This is a genomic window from Faecalibacterium sp. An121 (genome assembly GCF_002160915.1).
Lineage (GTDB): Bacteria > Bacillota > Clostridia > Oscillospirales > Ruminococcaceae > Faecalibacterium > Faecalibacterium avium.
Genome location: NZ_NFLM01000007.1, coordinates 39,873 through 59,278 on the forward strand (window position 1 = coordinate 39,873; position 19,406 = coordinate 59,278).

Below are 19,406 nucleotides of genomic sequence, written 5' to 3' on the forward strand. Positions count from 1 at the left end.
CCTTTTTATGCGCGGCCGCTGCGGCGTCGGGCGGCATAGTCCTCCCGCTTGCGCTGCAAGATCTCCAGCGCCTGTACCACGCCGTCGATGATGGCCTGGGGGCGGGCGGCGCACCCGGGCACATAGACGTCCACCGGGATGATGGTATCCACGCCGCCCTTGATGTTGTAGCAGTCCTTGAACACGCCGCCGGTGCAGGCGCAGATGCCCACCGCCACCACCACTTTCGGCTCCGGCATCTGGGTATAGATCTGCTGGATGACGCTTTCGCTCTGGTGGTTGACGCCCCCGGTGATGAGCAGGATATCCGCCTGGAACGGGTCGCCGGTGTTGATGATGCCAAACCGCTCGATGTCGTATTTGGGCGTGGTGCAGGCCAGCACCTCGATGTCGCAGCCGTTGCAGCTGCTGCCGTCGTAGTGCAGCAGCCAGGGCGATTTTGCCAGTTTGTTTGTCATTGTGTTCGCCCCCTTTATCGGATCAGCATGAGGATCAGACCGTTCAGGCCGCCGGTCAGCAGGGTGAACACCCAGCAGCTGTCCAGCAGCGCCTTCCACTTGACGCGGGCGCTGACGTTGTCCCACAGGATCTCGAGGAAGTAGACCAGCAGGCAGGCGGCAATGGCCACCGGCCAGCTGATGGGATTGCTGTTGAGGAAGAACAGCGCCACCAGCCCCAGCATCAGGGTCATCTCGTAGTATTCGGCGATGTTCATGACCGCCAGGGCCGGGCCGGCCATCTCGGTGGTCAGGCCCTTGACGATCTCCTGGTGGGCGTGGTGGCTGGTGGACAGGTCGAAGGGCGACTTGCGCAGCTTGATGGCCATGGTGAACATCATCCCCAGCAAAAAGCCCGGCATGGTCGCCACAGCGCTGACCGGCTGGCTGATGATATCCGCCACCTGGAACGAGCCGGTCGCCAGATAGAAGCCCACCGCCAGCAGCAGGGTCATGGGCTCGTAGGCCATGATCTGGATCATTTCACGGCCGGCCCCCAGCGTCGAGAAGGGGGAGGAGTCGCTGGATGCCGCCATGACCAGGAACATATCCGCCGTGGACAGGATGAACAGGCACATGAGGATATCCGCCCCTGCGAACAGCAGCGAACCCGACACCGCCAGAAAGATCAGATAGCTCAGCAGCAGAAAGATCTGCACGCTGTTGACCGCCAGCATCTGCTTGGTGAACAGCTTGCCCAGATCGTAGAAGGGCTGCAGCAGAGGCGGGCCCTGACGGCCCTGCATCCGGGCCGAGATCTTGCGGTCCACTCCGTCCAGCAGCGCGCCGGCCAGCGGGGCCAGCAGCAAATAGAGGATCACACTGACAACCTGCATCATACCGCACCCCCAATCACCATGCACAGCATGACGGCGATCACACCGGCCGAAACGATCACCGACGGCCGCATCAGGCGGCGCCGGCCAAACTCAAAGCGCAGATACCAGTTGCTCAGGTATAGGTGCTCCGGTTCGCCGTAGCTGTTGACGAAATAGGTATTGTCCCCCATGTTCGCGCCGCCCATATAGATGGGCACATAATCCCTGTGAGCGCTGCGGGTCAGCAGGAACATCAGGGTGGGCACGAACAGGATCGACACCAGCATGACCGCCATGGTGGTCAGCACATCCATGGACAGCACCTCGTGGGAGGCGCCGAACAGGGCGCGGACGATGGGGTCAGCGATGCGGGAGGAGACCAGCGGGAACAGCAGGCAGAGCAGCAGCATGGCCCCCGCGTGAATGAACATCGAGAGGTACTGGTTCCCGTAGGTCTTGTCCCGGGCGATCTCCTTGGTGTGGTGCAGGGAGACCAGCTTGCTCAGCCACTTGGTCCAGTACAGCATGGTGGTGGCGCTGCCGTATGCCAAAAACAGCACCAGCAGATAGTTGTCGGCGTCCACAAAGGATTTCAGCGCCACCCACTTGGAGATCAGCATTCCGAAGGGGGCCAGGTACATCCCCGCGATGCCGATGCCCATCAGGTAGGTCAGCTTGGGCAGGCGGAGCAGCAGCCCGTGCATGGACTCGATGTCACGGCTGCCCAGGCTGTTCTCAATGGAGCCCACCGCCTGGAACAGCAGGGACTTTGCCACCGAGTGGAAGATGGTCAGCAGCACGGCGGCCCAGATCGTCTCCTCCACGCCGATGCCGGCGCAGGCCACGATCAGGCCCAGATTGGAGATGGTGGAGAAGGCCAGCACCTTCTTGCCGTCGTTCTGGGCAATGGCCATCATGCTGCACACGATAAAAGTGAACCCGCCGATGAAAGAGACCATCACGCCGCTCAGGGTGCCGGCCAGCGCCGGGGCCAGCCGGATGAGCAGATAGACTCCCGCCTTGACCATGGTGGCGCTGTGCAGCAGCGCGCTGGAAGGGGTAGGCGCCACCATCGCGCCCAGCAGCCAGGAGGAAAAAGGCATCTGGGCCGACTTGGTCAGGGCCGCAAAGGCCAGCAGCACCACCGGGATGGCCGCGCCCGATGCCACCACCTGGGTCAGCTGGACGGTATCGTTCACCGCCGCCGCATAGGCAATGGCCACGGCAAAACCGAAGCCTCCCAGCAAATTCATCCACAGAGCGCGGAAACTGTTGTTCACCGCCTCCTCGGTGCGGGTGTAGCCGATCAGCAGGAAGGAGACCACGCTGGTGATCTCCCAGAAAAAGTACATCCAGACCAGGTTCTCAGACAGCACCAGCCCGAACATGGCCGCCAGGAAAAGGAACAGCATCGAGAAGAAAAAGCCGCTGCGGTCGATGTAGTCCTCATGGTGCTGGTGATAGGCCTTCATGTAGCCCACCGCATAGATGCAGATGAAGCCGCCCACAAATGCCGCGATGATGCACAGCAGCATGGCCAGGCCGTCCACCCGCATATGCGCCGCCGGGCTGACCGGGTCGGTCAGCTCGGACCAGGCCACCAGCAGCGTCTGCCCCGCCGACAGCAGGATGATGGGGTACTTGCGGTGCCGGATGGAAAGCAGGATGATCAGCCCCATCAGGACCAGCTCGCCCAGCAGCATGGCATGGTCGATCAGCTCTGTCTCGACGTACAGTTCCACCCGGCCCGCGCCGCCTGCCATCCAGGCAGCCAGCAGCGCCGAAGCCAGAACCATCACGCCCACAGCCGCCCCATACACAGCGCCGCCGCGCACCCTGCGGTCCTGGATGCAGGGCAGGACGGCCGCCGCAAGGGCCGGCCATACGATCAGTAGGATTGGTATTGCGCCCATAATACACGCTCCCTTTAGAAGAAAAACCGTTTATTTTGTCACTTTTGTCATTATACTCCCCTTTTTCCCGGTTGACAAGAGCGCAGGCCGATTTGTTTATTTTTTCACAAGCGGAGTGCCGGTGCTCTGGCATTTTCCCCTGGGCGGTGCTATAATGAAAGAAGTCTGCGGGGCGGCCGCCCCGGGAAAGGAAGGGACGTCCCATGCATGAGCTGGCCATCACCCAGAGCATCCTGGATATTTCGCTCAAGGCTGCCCAGGCGCAGCACGCCCGGCGCATCCGGACCATCCGGCTGACCATCGGCCCCTTTTCGGGGGTGGTGCCCGAGTGCGTCCAGATGTACCTGGACGTGCTGGCCAGAGGCACCATCGCCGAGGGTGCGAAGATCGAAGCAAAGACCCTGCCGCTGCGGGTGCGCTGCCGCACCTGCGGGCAGGAGGGCGAGATCGACCGGCGCCATATCGCCTGCCCTTTCTGCGGCGGCCTGGACCTGCAGCGGCTTTCGGGCCGTGAATTACTGGTAGACAATCTGGAGGTAGACGTATAATGGAGATCAAAGTCCTGCATCAGGTCATGGAGTGGAACGACGACGTAAGTGCCCAGGTGCGCGACACCCTGCGCGAGCACAAGGTGTGCCTGATCAATGTGATGGGCAGCCCCGGCGCGGGCAAGACCAGCCTGCTCACGGCGCTGATCGCCCGCCTGCGGGAGCAGTTTGCCATCGGTGTCATCGAGGGGGACATCACCGGGCAGATCGACGCCGAGAAGATCGCCGCCCTGAACATCCCCGCCGTGCAGCTGAACACCGACGGGGCCTGCCACATTGAGGCCATGAGCATCCAGCACATCCTGCCCCAGTTCGACCTGGACGGGCTGGACGTGCTGTTCGTGGAGAACATCGGCAACCTGGTCTGTCCCGCCGAATTCGACATCGGCGAGAACTTCCGGCTGACGGTGCTGAGCATCCCGGAGGGAGACGACAAGGTCGCCAAATATCCCCTCATGTTCACCGACACCGACTGCCTGGTCCTGACCAAATGCGATATGCTGCCCTATTTTGATTTTGACCTGGAGCGCGTCACGGCCGACTACCGCGGCGTCAACCCCCAGGGGCCGCTGTTCCGGCTGTCGGTCCGCACCGGCGACGGCCTGGATGAGCTGGCCGCCCATCTGGCCGGCCGCATCCGTGCCGCGCTGGCCTGAGCCGGGCGCCCGCCGGGTCCATATCCTGGCCGCCGGCATCGTGCAGGGGGTGGGGTTCCGTCCCTTCCTCCACCGGCTTGCCGCACGTCTGGGGCTGGGCGGCTGGGCCCGCAACACCCCCGCCGGGGTAGAGATGGAGCTGGAAGGCCCGCCCGACGCCATCGAGGCGTTCATCCGCGCCCTGCGCACCGAACCGCCGCCCCTGGCCGCCGTGGAACAGCTGGACGTGCAGCCCATGGCCGCTCTGGGGGAGACTTCCTTTGCCATCCGGCCCAGCACCGCCGGCAGCGCGGCCACCCTGGCCTCCCCCGATCTTGCCCCCTGCCCCGCCTGCCTGCGGGAGATGGCCGACCCGGCCGGCCGGCGTTACCGCTATCCCTTCATCAACTGCACCGACTGCGGGCCCCGGTTTTCCATCCTCCGGGCCCTTCCCTATGACCGGGCCAACACTTCGATGGCCGGCTTTGCCATGTGCCGGGACTGTGCCGCCGAGTATGCCGACATCCGCAGCCACCGCTACCACGCGCAGCCCAACTGCTGCCCCGTCTGCGGCCCCCATGTCTTTTATCTGGACCAGGAAGGCCGGGCGATCCCCGGCGACCCCATCGCCCTGGCCCAGCAGGCTCTGGCCGCCGGCCGGACGGTGGCGGTCAAGGGCGCCGGCGGCATCCACCTGGCCTGCAACGCCCGGGATGAGGCAGCCGTCCTCCGCCTGCGGCAGCGCAAGCACCGGCCCGAAAAGCCCCTGGCCGTCCTCTGCCGCGATCTCGACACGGTGCGGCAGCTCTGCATCCTGTCGGATCCGGAAGCCGCCCTGCTGCAAAGCCCGCGGCGGCCCATCGTCCTGCTGCAAAAGCGCCCCGGCACGACGGGCCTTGCCTGCCTGAGCGAGAACCGCCGCCTGGGCATCCTGCTGCCCTACACCCCCCTCCATGTCCTGCTGGCGGACGGCACCGCAGGCGGCCCGGCGGCTCTGGTCCTGACCAGCGCCAACCGCCCCGGCTGCCCCGTCATGACCGATAACGCCGAGGCCCTGGACGGTCTGGCCGGGATCGCGGACGGCTACCTTCTGCACGACCGCCCCATCGTGAACCGCTGCGACGATTCCCTTGCAGCGCTCTGGCAGGGGCGGGAATACTTTTTCCGCCGCAGCCGGGGCTATGCCCCCCAGCCGCTGGCCATGCCGTCCGATGAAGCCGACGGGATACTGGCCTTCGGGGCCGAACAGAAGGCGGGCTTTGCCGCCGGGCGAGACCGCCATGTCTTTCTCAGCCAGCACATCGGCGACCTGAAAAACGCCGAGACGCTGGACCATTACCGCACCGCCCTCGAAACGCAGCTGCACCTGTTCGGGATAACCCCCCGGATGCTGGTGTGCGATCTGCACCCCGACTATTTTTCCACCCGGGAGGCGCAGTCGATGGCGGCCAAGCGGGGCCTGCCCCTTTTGCAGGTGCAGCACCACTGGGCCCACATGGCGGCCTGCATGGCCGACAACCAGCTGGAAGGCCCCGCCTTTGGCATCGTGTGGGACGGCACCGGTCTGGGCAGCGACGGCAGCATCTGGGGCGGCGAGTTCCTGCGCGGGGGCTACGACGGGTTCCGGCGGGCCGGCTCGATCCGGCCCGTTCCCCTGCCGGGGGGCGACGCGGCGGTGCGGCAGATCGGCCGCATCGGCCTGGCGCTGGCCTGGGATGCCGGCGTGCCCGCCGAAGTTCGGGAGGCCCTGCCGCTGCTGCGCGCCCTGCCCGGACAGACGGCCCTGCTGGCCATGCTGGAAAAAGGCATCGCATGCCCCGGCGCCAGCAGCATCGGACGGCTGTTCGACGGCGTCTATGCGCTTTTGTCCGGCCGGGTAGACGCCGGCTATGACGGCCAGGCCCCTGCCCTGTTGGAGTCGCTGGCCTGCGAGGAGATCCCCGGCCGGGACTATCCCACAGCCTACGGCCCGGAAGGGGAAGTCCGCCGGTTCGACACCCGGCCTCTGGTGGCCGCCGTGTGCGCCGACATCGCGGCGGGGGTGTCCCCTGCCGCCATTGCAAGAGGTTTTATGGACGCTCTCGCCCGGATGGCGCTGGAGCAGTGCCGGGCCCTCAACCCGGACCGGCTGCCCGTGGTGCTGTCCGGCGGGGTCTTTTTGAATCAATATCTGCTGCGCGCAGCAACGCGTCTGCTGGAGGGGGACGGGTACGCCGTATTCAGCCACCACCGCGTCTCCGCCAGCGACGAAGGTCTGGCTCTGGGCCAGCTGGCCCTTGCGGCCCGCGCACGGCAGGCAGAATGAAAAGGAGTGAAACACCATGTGTTTGGCCGTACCCCTCAAGATCCTGTCGGTGGAAGGCAAGCAGGCCGTGGGCGAGGCCGGCGGGCTGACCCAGAAGCTGCGGGTCGATTTTGTCCCCGGCATCCAGCCCGGCGACTACGCGATGGTCCATGCCGGCTTTGCCATCGAAAAGCTGACCGAACAGCAGGCCAAAGAAAACCTGGCCTGCATCCAGGAGGCCATCGATGCCGCCGAGTGAGGCGGCCTTCCGCCGCCCCAAAAACGCCGCCGCCCTGGTGGACGCCATCCGCGGCCTGACAGCCGGGCCGCGGCCCCTGCGCATCATGGAGATCTGCGGCACCCACACCATGGCCATCGCCCAGGCGGGGCTGCGCAGCCTGCTTGCGCCGGGGGTCCGGCTGGTGTCCGGGCCGGGATGCCCGGTCTGCGTGACGCCGGCCGGCGCCATCGACGCGGTGCTGGAGCTGAGCGGGCGGCCGGGCATAGTCATCGCCAGCTACGGCGATCTGCTGCGGGTGCCCGGCACCGTCCGGGGGAACACCCTGCTGCGGCGCCGTGCCCTGGACGCGAAGGTCCTGACCGTCTATTCCCCCATGGACGCGCTGGCCGCCGCCCGGTCCGACCCTTCGGCGGAAGTCGTCTTTCTGGGGGTGGGCTTTGAGACGACTGCCCCCGGCACTGCCGCCTGTATACTGGCTGCCGCCGAGGAGGGCATCTCCAACTTTTCGGTGCTCTGCCTGCTCAAGCGGACCGAGCCCGCCCTGCGTGCCCTGATCGAGGCGCCGGACTTCCAGGTGGACGGCTTTTTGTGCCCGGGGCACGTCGCGGCCATCACCGGGGCGGAGGCCTTCTCCTTCCTGCCCGAAGAATATGGCCTGCCCGCCGTGGTCAGCGGCTTTGAGGCCGGGGATATCCTCTATTCCGTCTGGCGGCTGGCGCAGATGCACGCCGCAGGCCGCCCTGCCCTGGAAAACGAGTATACCCGCCTGGTGCGCAGCGCCGGCAATCCCGCAGCCCGGACCGCCATGGAGCAGGTATTCCAGCCGGTTTCCAGCGTGTGGCGGGGCCTGGGGGAGATCCCGGCCAGCGGCCTTGCCCTCAGGCCCGCCTTTGCCCCCTGGGACGCAGCCAAAAAATTCGGATTCACGCCGGCGCCGGAGGCCGAGACCCCCGGGTGCCGCTGCGGCGCGGTGCTGCGCGGGGTGTGCGCCCCGCAGGACTGTCCCCTGTTTGGCCGCGCCTGCACCCCTGCCGACCCGGTGGGGCCCTGCATGGTGTCCTCAGAGGGGGCCTGCGCGGCGGCGTGGAAATACAGGGAAGCTTAAGAGAGGTAGATCATGCAGGATATCATCACATTGGACTATGGCAGCGGCGGCCTGAAAACCGCGCAGCTGATCGACGAGATCCTGGTGCCGGCCTTCGCCAACACCGCTCTCAGCCAGCTGGGGGACGGCGCCGTGCTGCCCGCACTGGACGGCCCGCCGGTCTTTTCCACCGACAGTTTCGTTGTGTCGCCCTGGCGCTTCCCCGGCGGGGATATCGGCAAGCTGGCCGTCTGCGGCACCGTCAACGACCTGTGCATGGCCGGGGGCGTCCCGCACTATCTGAGCTTTTCCCTCATCCTGGAGGAAGGCTTTGCCCTGGACGATCTGCGGGCCATTGTGGACTCGGCAGCCAGGACCGCCCGGCAGGCCGGGGTGCAGATCGTCACCGGCGACACCAAAGTGGTGGAGCATGGCCGGGGCGACGGCATCTACATCAACACCGCCGGCGTAGGCGTGCTGCGCGCTCCCGGCCTGGGGCGCGGCGCTTTGCGGGAGGAGGACGTCGTGCTGGTCAGCGGCAGCGTGGGCTGCCATGGGGCAGCCGTCCTGATGGCGCGCGGGGACCTGCCCTGCGAGGGCGCCCTGCTGTCCGACTGCCGTCCGCTGCACCAGCTGAGCGCCGCCGCCCTGGAGGCCGGCGGGGTGCGGATGCTGCGGGACCCCACCCGCGGCGGCGTTGCCACCACCCTGAACGAATTTGTCGAAGGCTCGTCCCTGTGCATCGAGCTGGAGGAAGACGCCATCCCGGTGGACCCGCCTGTGGCGGCCGCCTGCAGCCTGCTGGGCCTGGACCCCCTTTATTCCGCCTGTGAGGGCCGGATGCTGGCAGTCTGCGCCCCCGAGTCGGCCTCTGCCGTCCTGGCGGCGCTGCAAGCGGTGCCCGGCGGCGAGGGCGCGGCCCAAATCGGCCGGGTCACCGCCAGACGGCCCGGCCAGGTGGTACTGCGCAACAGCTTTGGCGGCAGCCGCATCCTCGGCAAACTGACCGGGGCGCAGCTCCCCCGCATCTGCTGATCCTTTTGCCCGCTCCAACAAAAACGTGGAGGCCCACAGGTGGCCTCCACGTTTCTTTATGTTCCGCTGTGTTTTTTCTTTTTCTTTTGCTGTCTTTGCCGGAACCGGCGCTCCCGCTCGGCTTCCCGTTCCTTTTGCAGCGTCTGTTTTTGTTCCTGCTTTGCCTGTTCCCGCTGGAGCTGGAGGGCCGTCTGCGCCTTTGTGGAAGTCCCGCGCCTTTGGAGTTCGCGCCGGGCAGCCCGCCGCATCCGCTTCGGGTTCCATTTTTTCTCGCCCGGGCCGTCATCCGGGACTCCGGGGCTGAACCGGAGCTTCCCCCAGTTTTCCAGCACAAAGGCATAGATCTCACCGTCCCGGGGTTCCGGGCCAAAGGTGATCTTGCAGGCTTCCAGGCGGGCGCCGTCCGTCCGCTGGACGATGCCCACCCAGAAGGGGTCTTCAAAAAAGACGGTCAGCGAACACAGATTTTTTTGCATGGCAAACACTCCTCGTTGTACGGCGAAGAATGGACGACCGAGGAGGAGGGTTACTGACAGCATGCGCTGCGCCCGGACTACCAGCCGGGACTGTGTTTTCTGCTTCGCTCTTATTCTGAATGTATTTTATTATACCAGCCCATCGACTGGTTTGCAAGCCGCCTTCCGGCTCTCCATCCAATCCACCGGCTCTTTCTCATGCTGATATATTTTCCTCCTCATCCCCTTTTGCCGGGATTTGTGGTATAATGATCGTATCCAGCCATCCATAGAAGAGGTTTTGCATGAACGCCTTTCCTCTGCCATTCGACGCCGAACTTTTCTCCGGCTTTCGATCTTTTCTGTTCGAAGGGCCTGTATCTGCGCTCCGGATACAGTCTGGTTTTATGCGGCCTTTTTACGCCCTGCGCCGGATCACGCAGAATGAAATGTCGTGCGGGACAACCGAAAGGTTCTGCGGTATCTGGAAGAACACCATATCAACTCAGCAAGCCACAGCTTGAAACATTATCTGCCGTGGTTCTCAGACTGTTTTTCGGTGAACTGCTTTTTTAGGCGGAAACAGAAGTGTCGTTGGCAGAAATTACGCGAGGGGATAACTATGGTTAAAATTTATCGTATTTGGTTCAATACAGAGAGAATGGACAGAGAGGATCACTACAAAATCACATTATTCAGTCGCCCTCGTGTATCTATTCATGTGGATGAGTACATTTGGAGTTTCATCGAAGAAAACATTGTGAAGCCACACAAGCTTATGCGCAGTGAGAAGCATGGGTATCTGTTGGACATTGCGTTTGGCCAATTTGACCCGGCAAAACACCGGTATTTTCCGCTTTCCTCATACAACGGCTTGCTTCGGGAAGGGGTCGAGATGGACAGCGCCAACAGAAGCTATTTCCGCGAGGACTTTGCAGGCGGCAAGGATCGGACTACCTGGTTCTCTCCCAATAAAATATGGACAAACTGCGGTGACAAGGTTCTGAATGTGGACATCAAAGCTGCCAACGTGAGCGAGAATATTACCCCCAGAGAATACGCAGATTTGCTTTTCGATGGCATTGGAGCGGCCTTGGTGTTCAATTTCAAAAGGCTCAAGCGCGAGGAGTTTGATGGGCTGAAGCCCAAGATCGACTGGAGCATCGTAGAAAGCTTCCCCTTTCCCGCACCCTTTGAGGAACAGCGGTACATTGGGGATGGTGGCAAAATTCATGTGTATTCCTGGGATGGCCGACAGAAAAAGACTCTTGTAGGCCCCTATTCCGTGCGAGAGTTATATCTGGAGCATTTCGGAGAATCGTGAGGAGGAATTTTGCCGTGCAAGTCTGGTCAAAGATGGATTTTGACACTGGAAAGGTCATTTTTCTGGATGCCACGCGAAAAGAAGATATGCTGCAAGTGGAATATCCGAACTGCTTTCTGCTGGATATGGGCGGATATCAGGACAGATACATCATTTCTGTCATTCATAACTTCGATTGGGCGAATCCAGTCCAGCAGTATGAAACGACAGAAACAAATCAGCTTCCCAAGTTGTTGACGGAGGCGGTTCGCCTTGTGGAAAAGGAATCACAGTCTGCCGGAGCAAATGGAAAGAGGTCTTATTATGAACGAGAATTGGTTCCGCCCCGCATTTGATCGGATGGATGCCGCCGGGAAGCAGGCGCTGATGGAAAGCCTGGCCGCCCGCTATCAAATGACCTTTCTGGGCCTGCATACCTTTGACCGGTGGGGGCAGAGCTGTACCACCGGTCTGTTTGAGAAAGACGGCCGGGAGTTCGTCTTTGTCCCCGGCGATACCGTCACCCTGGGCTGGGAACGGTTCGCTGTGGGGCTGGATCCCGACAGCCGGAAGGAGCTGGACGATCTGTTTCAGGAATGGGAGATCGAACAGGCCCCGGAGGAGCTGGTCCGGGCGGTCATGGCCCCCGTGCGCCAGGCGACCATCGGCCCCATGCTGGTGGGGCGAAAGCTGGAGGAGCTCTGCTGGGAGCCGGTCAAGATGTCCGATCCCAGAGTGACCGCCCATCCGGACTGGCTGAAGAAGTTCCGGGACTTCGCCTGGAGCGATCTCGACAGCCTGACCCTGCATCAGTCGGCCCGCATTGAGCGGATGAAAAACGGCTTTCAGATCTGGATCTATAACCGCACAGACCACGATGCGCTTCTTGCCGGGCTGGAACAGCAGGGACTTTCGCTGCCTACGGCGGACGAGTGGGCCTACCTGTGCGGCGGCGGGTGCCGCACCCTGTTCCCCTGGGGGGATGGGATGGATTACTCCATGCACCTGCATCACTTTGAAAGTGAGGAAGATCAGGGCAAGTCCTACGACATGGAGGAGCCCAACTTCTTCGGCTTGTCCATCGCCTACGATCCCTATAAGCGGGAGGTGGTGAAAGCCGATGCGTTTACCACCTGCGGCGGCGACGGCGGCTGCAACATCTGCGGCGGACTTGGAATTTTTCTCGGCTACCTGCCCTGTTCCCCTCACTGCAAGCCGGAAGTGCAGGAGGACAAGGAATTGAACGGCGACTATGACTTCTGCCGGCCCGTGATCCGGGTGCAGACATCCGGGTGGAAAATGGGTCAACCCGGAGACGCGGGGTGATATTGCCAAATGATCGAAGCAATTATGAAAATCCACACCACTTCTTCTTCGGTTACATTTGAATGTGGGGATGCTGCCATGATTGGAAATGGTGAGTTTCGGGCTTCATCCGGAAAAGTGAATGGGTTTATCCTGTATGCCGACACTTTGCGGTATGAAAACGGGGCGAAGCTCTCACGGGATGAGCAGGAACATCTGAAGCGCTTGTATCAGCGCTTTGCATTGGACCATGAAGATTTCATAGATTGGGATATTTGAGAAGAGATTTCCCAGCAGATCGAACGCAGGAGCAAGGAGGCAAGCTATGGAATGGCCAAAACGGGCGCGGACAGCGGATTGGGAAAACGGTTTCCTGACCTTCGACAAAGAGAAGCAATTGGAAGTCCCGGAGCTGACCGCAGAGATCATGGAGCGGCTGGCCGGTTACCCCCTGGCGGGTTTCCATGTGAAAGGCTATCCGGTGACCGATGAACTGCTTGCACCCTTTGCCGGGCACAAAAGCATGGCCAACTTCGGTGTGGAAGACGGCGCGCTCACCGACGCCTGTTTCCCTGTTTTTTCTGCTATGCCCAAGCTACGTATCCTACTGCTGACCGGAAACGCCAGGATTGATGGAAGCGGCCTGTCCGCCCTGCAAAGCTGTAAGCTGGATCTGCTGGCCCTTGACCACACCGGGCTGGACGATGCCGGGCTGCGCCAGGCGGCCTCCATCCCCAAGCTCTCCCATATCTGGATTGACCATACTGCTGTGACCTATGAGGGCCTGCTGGCTATCACCGGCAACAACTACATCAAGCCGGTGTCCCATGTACAATTCACCCAGGAGCAGATGGAACACTTCTTCCAGCTTCAGCGGGAAAAGGCCAAAAAGCCCGTCCAGCTGGACGAACAGGCGGCGGAGGAATGCCGCAGGGTGCTTTCCGCTTTCTTTGCCGAGATGACGGAATGGGAGCAGTACATGGAGCAGGCCGGGTTTGAAGATGCCGAGGCTGCGCCTCGCCTGCTGGCAATCTGGGAGAAGTATGTGAGCGAAAAGCCCCGCCCCGGCTACCGGCCTCTGGGCCTCTCGTACAGCGCCCAGGGCACCTACAACGGGGAGCAGTTTCTGGACGCGGAACAGATCACCCGGAACAAGCTCTACATCTACACCCGGGAGAAAGCCATCGGCTTTGACCGCCGCTTTCTCATGAAGCGCGTGGGCGAGGGTTGGATGATTGACGCGGTGCAGGAGCGGCTGGACGGCTGGCAACGGACAGGATTGTAAGGGAGGCATAATGGATGCTATATCGGTTTACGGAAGTATTAAACGATCTTGTTAATTATTTTCTCCTTGGTGACATTTTGTTGCTGGAGGACTGGAAGCAGGCAAATCATCTTTCAGATGATTTAGCGATGGAGTTTACCACAAACGAAAGCGGCGACCGGGCGTTTGCCGAAGGGATCGTGATCCCCATGACCGGCATTGAGAACTATCCCTATACCATATTGTTCAACCTCTCTGCTGACAGGCCGGAACTGTGCAAAGAAAAGAACCGATTGCAGTTTCGGAAAAGCGGCTATTTTCTCAAAGTAGCTCATCATACCCTGCTGCTGTTTACATGGCCGGTATTGAAACAGTTCACGCCTGAAAAGGTGAACGATCTGATTTCTTATTATAAAGTGCATAACAAGCCGATCCTTGCGCTTGCGAATGGCTGGTACCGTATCGAGATTTTGGGCGGAGAGACCTTGCAGGACGGGGACTATGAACCTACATTTGAGTTTTTGATACAACCAGCCACAAATGAAGAAGTCACCATAAATGCAGATATGAATTTTAGCTTTGAAATTACAAGCTCTGCTTATTAAGAGAATCAAAAATGAAAAAGCGGCCGCACCCCGCTCGGGTGCAGCCGCCTTTTTGCATTTTGTTTATTTCTGGAGGCTCTCGCCGTTGGAGGCGATGACCTCTTTATACCAGCCGAAGCTCTTTTTGCGGTAGCGCGCCAGGGTGCCGCTGCCGTCGCTGTTCAGGTCCACATAGATCATGCCGTAGCGTTTTTTGATCTCGGCCGTGGAACAGGAGATCAGGTCGATGCAGCCCCAGGCGGTGTAGCCCATCACATCCACCCCATCGTGCAGCGCCTCGCTGACCTGCACCAGATGGTCGTTCATGTACCGGATGCGGTAGTCGTCCTCCACCGTAAAGCTGCCGCGGCCGTCGGGGATGAGGGTGTCGTTGGCTCCCAGGCCGTTCTCGGCAATGAACAGGGGTTTCTGATACCGGGCATACAGGCGGTTCAGGGTGTAGCGCAGGCCCTGGGGATCGATCTGCCAGCCCCATTCGCTGACCTTGGAATACGGGTTGCGTTTGAGATTGGTGGTCATATTACTGCCGGTGGGCTCTCCCTTGGTGGGGTCGGCCGAGGCGCAGTTGCTGGAATAATAGCTGAAGCTGACAAAGTCCACCGTGTGGGTCAGCGCCTCCCGGTCCTCAGGGGTGATCTCCAGCCTGACCCCCTTCTCCTCAAACAGACGGGCGGCAAAATAGGGGTAGGCGCCCCGGGCCTGTACGTCCGCAAAGAGGTAGTTCTCGTCGTCCAGGCGCATCACCTCGATGATGTCGTCGGGATTGGAGGTCAGCGGATAGATGGTCACCGCCAGGATCATGCAGCCCACCTTGCAGGCCGGGTCGATGCGATGGGCCATCTCCACCGCCCGGGCGCTGGCCACCAGCTCGTGGTGGATGGCCTGGTACAGGTCCTGGCTGCTCAGCTGGTCCTTGGGGGTCAGGATGGCCCCGCTCATGAAGGGCTGGTGCAGGATCGAGTTGATCTCGTTGAAGGTGATCCAGTACTTCACCTTGCCCTTGTACCGCTCAAACAGCACCCGGCAGTATTTGAGGTACAAATCGATCAGGATGCGGCTGCTCCAGCCGTTGTATTTTTTGGCCAGGGCCAGAGGAGTCTCGTAGTGGCTGATGGTGACCAGCGGCTCGATGCCGTATTTCAGGCACTCGTCGATCACCCGGTCGTAGAACTGCAGGCCCGCCTCGTTGGGCCGGTCCTCCTCCCCGGTGGGGAAGATACGGCTCCAGGCGATGGAGAACCGGTACACCTTGAAGCCCATCTCGGCAAACAGGGCGATGTCCTCTTTATAGCGGTGATAGTAGTCGATGCCGCGCAGCTTGAGATTGTCGGGGGTGGGGCCGTCGGTGATCACCTTGAAACCCTTGGGCAGAACGTCCTGGATGGACAGGCCCTTGCCGTCCTCATCGTAGGCGCCCTCGCACTGGTTGGCGGCCGTGGCGCCGCCCCACAAAAAGTTTTTCGGGAAATACATACCTGGTCTCACGCCCTTTCTGTCAGGAGTTTTCCTTCTCGGGGTCCTTGTAGAGGATGTAGGACACTGCAAAGCCCACCACGAAGGCGATCGCCGCGCCGGCGCAGGCGAAATAGAAGTTGCTCATGGGGGCATCCAGGCCGATGTAGCTGGGCAGGGTCAGCAGGCCCGGGGAGCCGCCGGAATAGTTCTTGGTGTTCACCAGGCCCATAAAGAAGCCGCCCACGCCGCCGCCGGCCATGGCTGCGATCATGTTGGTGCGGATCTTCATGGTGACGCCGTACAGCACAGGCTCGGTGATGCCGCAGACCGCGGTGATGCCGGTGGACGAAGTCAGTTCTTTCAGCTCGGTGTTCTTGGTCTTAAAGGAGACAGCCAGCGCAGCGGCGCCCTGGGCAATGTTGGAAGCCAGCTGGCCCGGATAGATGATGGTGTCGAAGCCGATGGTCATACGGTTGTTGATGCCGATGGGGGTCAGGGCGTGGTGGGTACCGGTCATGACCAGGAACGGCAGCAGCGCGCCGATGATGGTGGGAGCCAGCCAGGGGGCGATGGTGCTCAGGCCGTTGATGGCAGAAGCCAGGATGTTGGAGATGATGTAGCCGATGGGGCCCAGCACGCACAGGGTGGCGATGCCCACCACGAACATGGTGAGGAGGGGCGCGGTGAAGAAGCGGATGGCCTTGGGGGAGATGCGGGTGGCCACAGGCTCTACCTTGGACATCAGCAGCACGCCCAGCAGGATGGGGATGACCGACGAGGAATAGGTGGCATTGTAGATGGGCAGCCCGAAAATGGTGATGGCCACGCCGCTCTCCTGGGAGGCCGATACCATACTGACAAAGTTGGGGTGGATCAGGATGCCGCCCAGCATCATGGCCAGGTAGGGGTTGCAGCCCAGCTTTTTGGCTGCGGAATTGGCCAGCAGGATGGGCAGGAAGTAGAAGGTGGCATCCGCCATGAAGTTGACCACCTGGTAGGTGCTGGAATCACTGCTGACCAGCTTGAAGGCCACCAGGACCGCCAGGACCGCTTTCAGCATACCGGCGGCGGTCAGAGGCGGCAGGATGGGGGTAAAGATACCGGTGATGGTGTCGATCAGACGGCTGACCACCGATCCCTTCTTCTCCTCGGCGGGGGCTGCGGGCGCACCCATGTCCCCCAGTTTGGCGGTCAGCTTCTCATACACCTGGGTGACCTCCGGTCCGATGATGACCTGATACTGCCCGTTGGCCGAGGCCACGCCCAAAACGCCCGGGGTGCCCTTGATGGCATCGGTGTCGGCCTTGCTCTCGTCCTTCAGGTTGAAGCGCAGACGGGTGGCGCAGTGGGTCACATTGGAGATGTTGCCCTCTCCGCCCACCAGACCGATGATCTTTTTGGCAAGCTCATCGTAGTTTTCTTTTTTAGCCATGTGTAACTCCTCCTGATACAGGGTGCTGACAGTGATGCACAGGCGGCTGCGGCCCAGCTGGGCCCCGGCGACCCCCGGCACACTGCGTATGGATTCGAGATCCACCATGCTGCGGTCTTTTACGGTGATGTACAGCTCGCCGCCCCGGGCCTGCCACCGGCCGACATTGGCATACCCGCCCAAGTGGGGATAGAGCTGCTGCAAAAACTGCTGTTGATCCAAGGCGAATCTCTCCTTTGTATCTGCATCAGGCCGGCGCGCGCTGCCGTCCCGATCCATTCAAAATTGGGGACAAGGCCAAGCGGCCCTGTCAGTCGTTTTTCTGCTGGACCCGGTAAATGTGCAGGATCAGGTACAAAAGCTCCTCATCGTTGCACTGCCAGTCCCAGGTGGAAGCAAAGTACTCCACCACTTTTTTGGCGCAGGCGTACACCTCGGGGTACTCCCTGCGCATCTGGCCCAGCAGGCCCACCCCCTGGTCCTCCACCTGTTTGCCGGTGGAAAGGCGCTGGATCAGATACCGCAGATGCATGGCAAAGCGGGAATACTGAAAGCTGTCCTTATCCAGGGTGATGTGCAGTTCCTTTTCAATGATGTTATCCACATCGGATGTGATCTTCAGGGCCATCATCATGGAGTGGATATCCCCCGACTCGCTGCCCGCGTTGATCAGGTGCAGCGCCACATTGATGGCCTCATAGGCGGGCAGGCGGGTGCCGGTATACTGTTCCAGGATATCCAGCGCCTTTTCCCCCAGAGCTGTTTCTTTGGGATAGAGGTGGCGCACGTCATAGGACAAAGGGGTGGCCAGGGCAATCCCCTTTTTCACCCGCTCGACGGCAAAGTTCAGATGGTCTGCCAGGGTAAACGGCAGGTTGGGGCTCAGTTCGCACTCCAGCTCCAGTTCCGCCTGCTCGGCAATATCGGCGCTGGCCTCCAGCACCGCCGACGGGATCCCCGCCGCCATCTGTACATAGCGGGGGTCCATATCGTAAAAGGTCCGCTGGATGGCATTGTAATCGGTCAGCTCATAGGGCATATCGGGAAATCCGATCCCCTTGCCCAGCACCACCACTTCGGTTCCGCTGCCGTCCAGACCAAGGGCCGCGTTGTTGTTGATCTTTTTGATGATTTGCACTTTGCACTTTTCCCCCCAACCAACCCAGCAGCCTTTTGCAGACAAAGAAAAAGCCCCTGAAGCAGCCTACCACAACACTCCGCCCCTGGATGTAAGGGAAAAGAAGTGTGCAAGTAGCGCCTCCGGGGAGTAACGCCTCGATTTCTGCAAGAAGGATACCACATTTGCCGCCCGGCGTCCATTCGCAGAGAGCACAAAAAAGCCGCCGTATTTTTGTAAGACAGCACAGACAGACAAAAAGGTCCCGGCCGGGCGGCAGATGCGCACGGTCGGGACCCAGTTCTGGCCAGCCAGGACAGGCGGCCTGCGGGATCAGTTTTCAGCTTCTTCCTGTCCGGGAGCGCCATCCTGCAGCCGGGCCTCCAGCATCTCCTTGATGCGGACATTGTAGGCCGCGGTGCGGGTCAGGAACTCCTTGCGGGGCAAAGCGGCGTAGGCTTCCTCCACCGGCAGGACCACGGCGTCCATTGCGATCCCCTCTTTTTTGGCCACCTGACGCTGCAGCTTGCGGTTGTCGGCGGTGACGGCCAGATGGACCATCAAAGCCTGGTTGCGGTACCTGCGGCTGAGGATCACCTCGGCAATCAGGCCGCCCACCACGGCCACGGCCGCCAGCAGCTGGGAGGCGCGCAGCCCCAGAGAGGGCACCAGCAGCAGGCTGTCGGTGCGCAGTCCCTCGATCCAGAAGCGGCCGGCGCCATACCAGATGGCGTACAGCAGGGCCATATCCCCGTTGAAGCGGCGGTACTTCATATACAGCCGCAGCAGCACAAAGCCCACCAGGCACCACAGGCTCTCATACAAAAAGGTGGGGTGCACCGGCATGGTGGGGTCGATGGTCACCCCGGCGGGGGCGGTGACGGTGCTGCCCCTGAGGTATGCCTCGGTGGCGGCGCTGTACATCCCCCAGGGCAGGGTGGTGTTGCAGCCAAATGCCTCCTGGTTGACAAAGTTGCCCCAGCGGCCAATGCACTGGCCGATCAGGAAGCATATGCCCGTGAGGTCCAGCACCGGCAGCACCGGCAGCCTGCGCCATTTGCAGCCCAGGGAACCAAAGACCACCGCGCCGATGATGCCGCCGTAGATGGCAAGGCCGCCGTCCCGGATGGAGAGCATATCCCAGATGCTGTCGTACGAAAAGGGCGCCATGGCCACATAATAGGCCCGGGCCGACAGGATGCCCATGATCACGCCGACAACGACGACGTCGGTCAGACCGTCCCCATCGATCCCAAACTCGGTGCAGTGGCGGAAGGCGAACAGGATCGCCAGCACGATGCCCAAGGCGATCAGCACGCCATACCAGTAGATATTGATGCCGCCAATGGTAAAGGCCACCCGGTTGACCTCAAAGCTCAATCCCAGCCCCGGGAAAGTAACAAGGTTCGACATTG

The 19,406-nt window shown here is 61.6% G+C and carries 20 protein-coding genes; 12 read left to right on the top strand and 8 right to left on the bottom strand.

The genetic code is table 11. The annotated features are described in order from the left end of the window. Positions 1-5: 5 nt before the first annotated feature. From B5E66_RS05455 to B5E66_RS05465, 3 genes are read right to left on the bottom strand one after another with little or no spacing between them, the layout of a single operon-like run. Positions 6-458: an NADH-quinone oxidoreductase subunit B family protein gene (locus B5E66_RS05455; RefSeq protein ID WP_087229735.1), complete on the bottom strand. Its 453-nt coding sequence runs from the start codon at positions 456-458 to the stop codon at positions 6-8. A gap of 14 nt (positions 459-472) precedes the next feature. Beyond that, complete coding sequence (locus B5E66_RS05460) at positions 473-1,336, bottom strand: respiratory chain complex I subunit 1 family protein (protein ID WP_087229738.1); 864 nt, start codon at positions 1,334-1,336, stop codon at positions 473-475. Next, positions 1,333-3,228: an NADH-quinone oxidoreductase subunit 5 family protein gene (locus B5E66_RS05465; RefSeq protein WP_242958102.1), complete on the bottom strand. Its 1,896-nt coding sequence runs from the start codon at positions 3,226-3,228 to the stop codon at positions 1,333-1,335. Before B5E66_RS05465 ends, B5E66_RS05460 begins: the two co-directional genes overlap by 4 nt. Before the next feature lie 203 nt (positions 3,229-3,431). On the opposite strand from B5E66_RS05465, the gene hypA reads away from it, so the two are divergent. From hypA to hypE, 6 genes are read left to right on the top strand one after another with little or no spacing between them, the layout of a single operon-like run. Beyond that, positions 3,432-3,776 (top strand): hydrogenase maturation nickel metallochaperone HypA, encoded by a 345-nt coding sequence (hypA, locus tag B5E66_RS05470; protein WP_087229741.1) that lies wholly within the window; start codon positions 3,432-3,434, stop codon positions 3,774-3,776. After that, positions 3,776-4,432, top strand: a complete 657-nt coding sequence (gene hypB, locus B5E66_RS05475) for a hydrogenase nickel incorporation protein HypB (protein ID WP_087229744.1) — start codon at positions 3,776-3,778, stop codon at positions 4,430-4,432. The genes hypA and hypB overlap by 1 nt, the downstream gene beginning before the upstream one ends. Continuing rightward, positions 4,383-6,716 (top strand): carbamoyltransferase HypF, encoded by a 2,334-nt coding sequence (gene hypF, locus B5E66_RS05480; protein WP_087229747.1) that lies wholly within the window; start codon positions 4,383-4,385, stop codon positions 6,714-6,716. The genes hypB and hypF overlap by 50 nt, the downstream gene beginning before the upstream one ends. A 16-nt stretch (positions 6,717-6,732) precedes the next feature. Then, positions 6,733-6,954, top strand: a complete 222-nt coding sequence (locus B5E66_RS05485) for a HypC/HybG/HupF family hydrogenase formation chaperone (protein WP_087229751.1) — start codon at positions 6,733-6,735, stop codon at positions 6,952-6,954. After that, positions 6,941-8,041, top strand: coding sequence for a hydrogenase formation protein HypD (gene hypD, locus B5E66_RS05490; protein ID WP_087229754.1), 1,101 nt, complete (start codon positions 6,941-6,943; stop codon positions 8,039-8,041). Before B5E66_RS05485 ends, hypD begins: the two co-directional genes overlap by 14 nt. Positions 8,042-8,053: 12 nt before the next feature. Further along, a complete protein-coding gene (hypE, locus tag B5E66_RS05495; RefSeq protein ID WP_087229757.1) occupies positions 8,054-9,055 on the top strand; it encodes a hydrogenase expression/formation protein HypE in 1,002 nt (333 codons plus the stop codon). A 56-nt stretch (positions 9,056-9,111) separates the two neighbouring features. Here hypE and B5E66_RS05500 read toward each other — a convergent pair whose 3' ends face one another. Then, entirely contained in the window at positions 9,112-9,531 is a 420-nt protein-coding gene (locus B5E66_RS05500; protein ID WP_087229760.1) for a YjdF family protein, read from the bottom strand. A 601-nt stretch (positions 9,532-10,132) separates the two neighbouring features. Between B5E66_RS05500 and B5E66_RS05510 the strand changes: the two genes are divergently transcribed. The 6 genes from B5E66_RS05510 to B5E66_RS05535 are packed head-to-tail and all read left to right on the top strand — an operon-like array spanning position 10,133 to position 13,987. Continuing rightward, the gene (locus B5E66_RS05510) at positions 10,133-10,834 is read left to right on the top strand and encodes a hypothetical protein (RefSeq protein ID WP_087229766.1); all 702 of its coding nucleotides are present in this window, start codon (positions 10,133-10,135) and stop codon (positions 10,832-10,834) included. A gap of 14 nt (positions 10,835-10,848) precedes the next feature. Continuing rightward, positions 10,849-11,169, top strand: coding sequence for a hypothetical protein (locus B5E66_RS05515; RefSeq protein ID WP_242958103.1), 321 nt, complete (start codon positions 10,849-10,851; stop codon positions 11,167-11,169). Then, positions 11,138-12,139 (top strand): hypothetical protein, encoded by a 1,002-nt coding sequence (locus B5E66_RS05520; RefSeq protein ID WP_087229769.1) that lies wholly within the window; start codon positions 11,138-11,140, stop codon positions 12,137-12,139. The genes B5E66_RS05515 and B5E66_RS05520 overlap by 32 nt, the downstream gene beginning before the upstream one ends. A gap of 9 nt (positions 12,140-12,148) precedes the next feature. Beyond that, positions 12,149-12,397: a hypothetical protein gene (locus B5E66_RS05525; protein ID WP_087229772.1), complete on the top strand. Its 249-nt coding sequence runs from the start codon at positions 12,149-12,151 to the stop codon at positions 12,395-12,397. 46 nt (positions 12,398-12,443) lie between these two features. Beyond that, a complete protein-coding gene (locus B5E66_RS05530; RefSeq protein ID WP_087229775.1) occupies positions 12,444-13,403 on the top strand; it encodes an NTF2 fold immunity protein in 960 nt (319 codons plus the stop codon). Positions 13,404-13,417: 14 nt separating this feature from the next. Beyond that, on the top strand, positions 13,418-13,987 hold the full coding sequence (locus tag B5E66_RS05535; RefSeq protein WP_087229778.1) for a hypothetical protein: 570 nt from the start codon (positions 13,418-13,420) through the stop codon (positions 13,985-13,987). A 63-nt stretch (positions 13,988-14,050) separates the two neighbouring features. On the opposite strand, the gene B5E66_RS05540 is transcribed toward B5E66_RS05535, so the two are convergent. The 4 genes from B5E66_RS05540 to lgt form a co-directional block, all read right to left on the bottom strand. Continuing rightward, positions 14,051-15,460, bottom strand: coding sequence for a glycoside hydrolase family 1 protein (locus B5E66_RS05540; RefSeq protein ID WP_087229781.1), 1,410 nt, complete (start codon positions 15,458-15,460; stop codon positions 14,051-14,053). A 22-nt stretch (positions 15,461-15,482) separates the two neighbouring features. Further along, positions 15,483-17,096, bottom strand: coding sequence for a PTS transporter subunit EIIC (locus B5E66_RS05545; RefSeq protein ID WP_446718505.1), 1,614 nt, complete (start codon positions 17,094-17,096; stop codon positions 15,483-15,485). 88 nt (positions 17,097-17,184) lie between these two features. Further along, positions 17,185-18,012, bottom strand: coding sequence for a PRD domain-containing protein (locus B5E66_RS05550; RefSeq protein ID WP_087229784.1), 828 nt, complete (start codon positions 18,010-18,012; stop codon positions 17,185-17,187). A gap of 312 nt (positions 18,013-18,324) precedes the next feature. Further along, positions 18,325-19,404: a prolipoprotein diacylglyceryl transferase gene (gene lgt, locus B5E66_RS05555; protein ID WP_087229787.1), complete on the bottom strand. Its 1,080-nt coding sequence runs from the start codon at positions 19,402-19,404 to the stop codon at positions 18,325-18,327. Positions 19,405-19,406: the final 2 nt, after the last annotated feature.

Excerpts from the sequence above, each read along its gene's own strand:
- B5E66_RS05455 (WP_087229735.1), bottom strand. The coding sequence starts at position 458 with ATGACAAACAAACTGGCAAAATCGCCCTGGCTGCTGCACTACGACGGC.
- B5E66_RS05460 (WP_087229738.1), bottom strand. The coding sequence starts at position 1,336 with ATGATGCAGGTTGTCAGTGTGATCCTCTATTTGCTGCTGGCCCCGCTG.
- B5E66_RS05465 (WP_242958102.1), bottom strand. The coding sequence starts at position 3,228 with ATGGGCGCAATACCAATCCTACTGATCGTATGGCCGGCCCTTGCGGCG.
- hypA (WP_087229741.1), top strand. The coding sequence starts at position 3,432 with ATGCATGAGCTGGCCATCACCCAGAGCATCCTGGATATTTCGCTCAAG.
- hypB (WP_087229744.1), top strand. The coding sequence starts at position 3,776 with ATGGAGATCAAAGTCCTGCATCAGGTCATGGAGTGGAACGACGACGTA.
- hypF (WP_087229747.1), top strand. The coding sequence starts at position 4,383 with ATGAGCTGGCCGCCCATCTGGCCGGCCGCATCCGTGCCGCGCTGGCCT.
- B5E66_RS05485 (WP_087229751.1), top strand. The coding sequence starts at position 6,733 with ATGTGTTTGGCCGTACCCCTCAAGATCCTGTCGGTGGAAGGCAAGCAG.
- hypD (WP_087229754.1), top strand. The coding sequence starts at position 6,941 with ATGCCGCCGAGTGAGGCGGCCTTCCGCCGCCCCAAAAACGCCGCCGCC.
- hypE (WP_087229757.1), top strand. The coding sequence starts at position 8,054 with ATGCAGGATATCATCACATTGGACTATGGCAGCGGCGGCCTGAAAACC.
- B5E66_RS05500 (WP_087229760.1), bottom strand. The coding sequence starts at position 9,531 with ATGCAAAAAAATCTGTGTTCGCTGACCGTCTTTTTTGAAGACCCCTTC.
- B5E66_RS05510 (WP_087229766.1), top strand. The coding sequence starts at position 10,133 with ATGGTTAAAATTTATCGTATTTGGTTCAATACAGAGAGAATGGACAGA.
- B5E66_RS05520 (WP_087229769.1), top strand. The coding sequence starts at position 11,138 with ATGAACGAGAATTGGTTCCGCCCCGCATTTGATCGGATGGATGCCGCC.
- B5E66_RS05525 (WP_087229772.1), top strand. The coding sequence starts at position 12,149 with ATGATCGAAGCAATTATGAAAATCCACACCACTTCTTCTTCGGTTACA.
- B5E66_RS05530 (WP_087229775.1), top strand. The coding sequence starts at position 12,444 with ATGGAATGGCCAAAACGGGCGCGGACAGCGGATTGGGAAAACGGTTTC.
- B5E66_RS05535 (WP_087229778.1), top strand. The coding sequence starts at position 13,418 with ATGCTATATCGGTTTACGGAAGTATTAAACGATCTTGTTAATTATTTT.
- B5E66_RS05540 (WP_087229781.1), bottom strand. The coding sequence starts at position 15,460 with ATGTATTTCCCGAAAAACTTTTTGTGGGGCGGCGCCACGGCCGCCAAC.
- lgt (WP_087229787.1), bottom strand. The coding sequence starts at position 19,404 with ATGTCGAACCTTGTTACTTTCCCGGGGCTGGGATTGAGCTTTGAGGTC.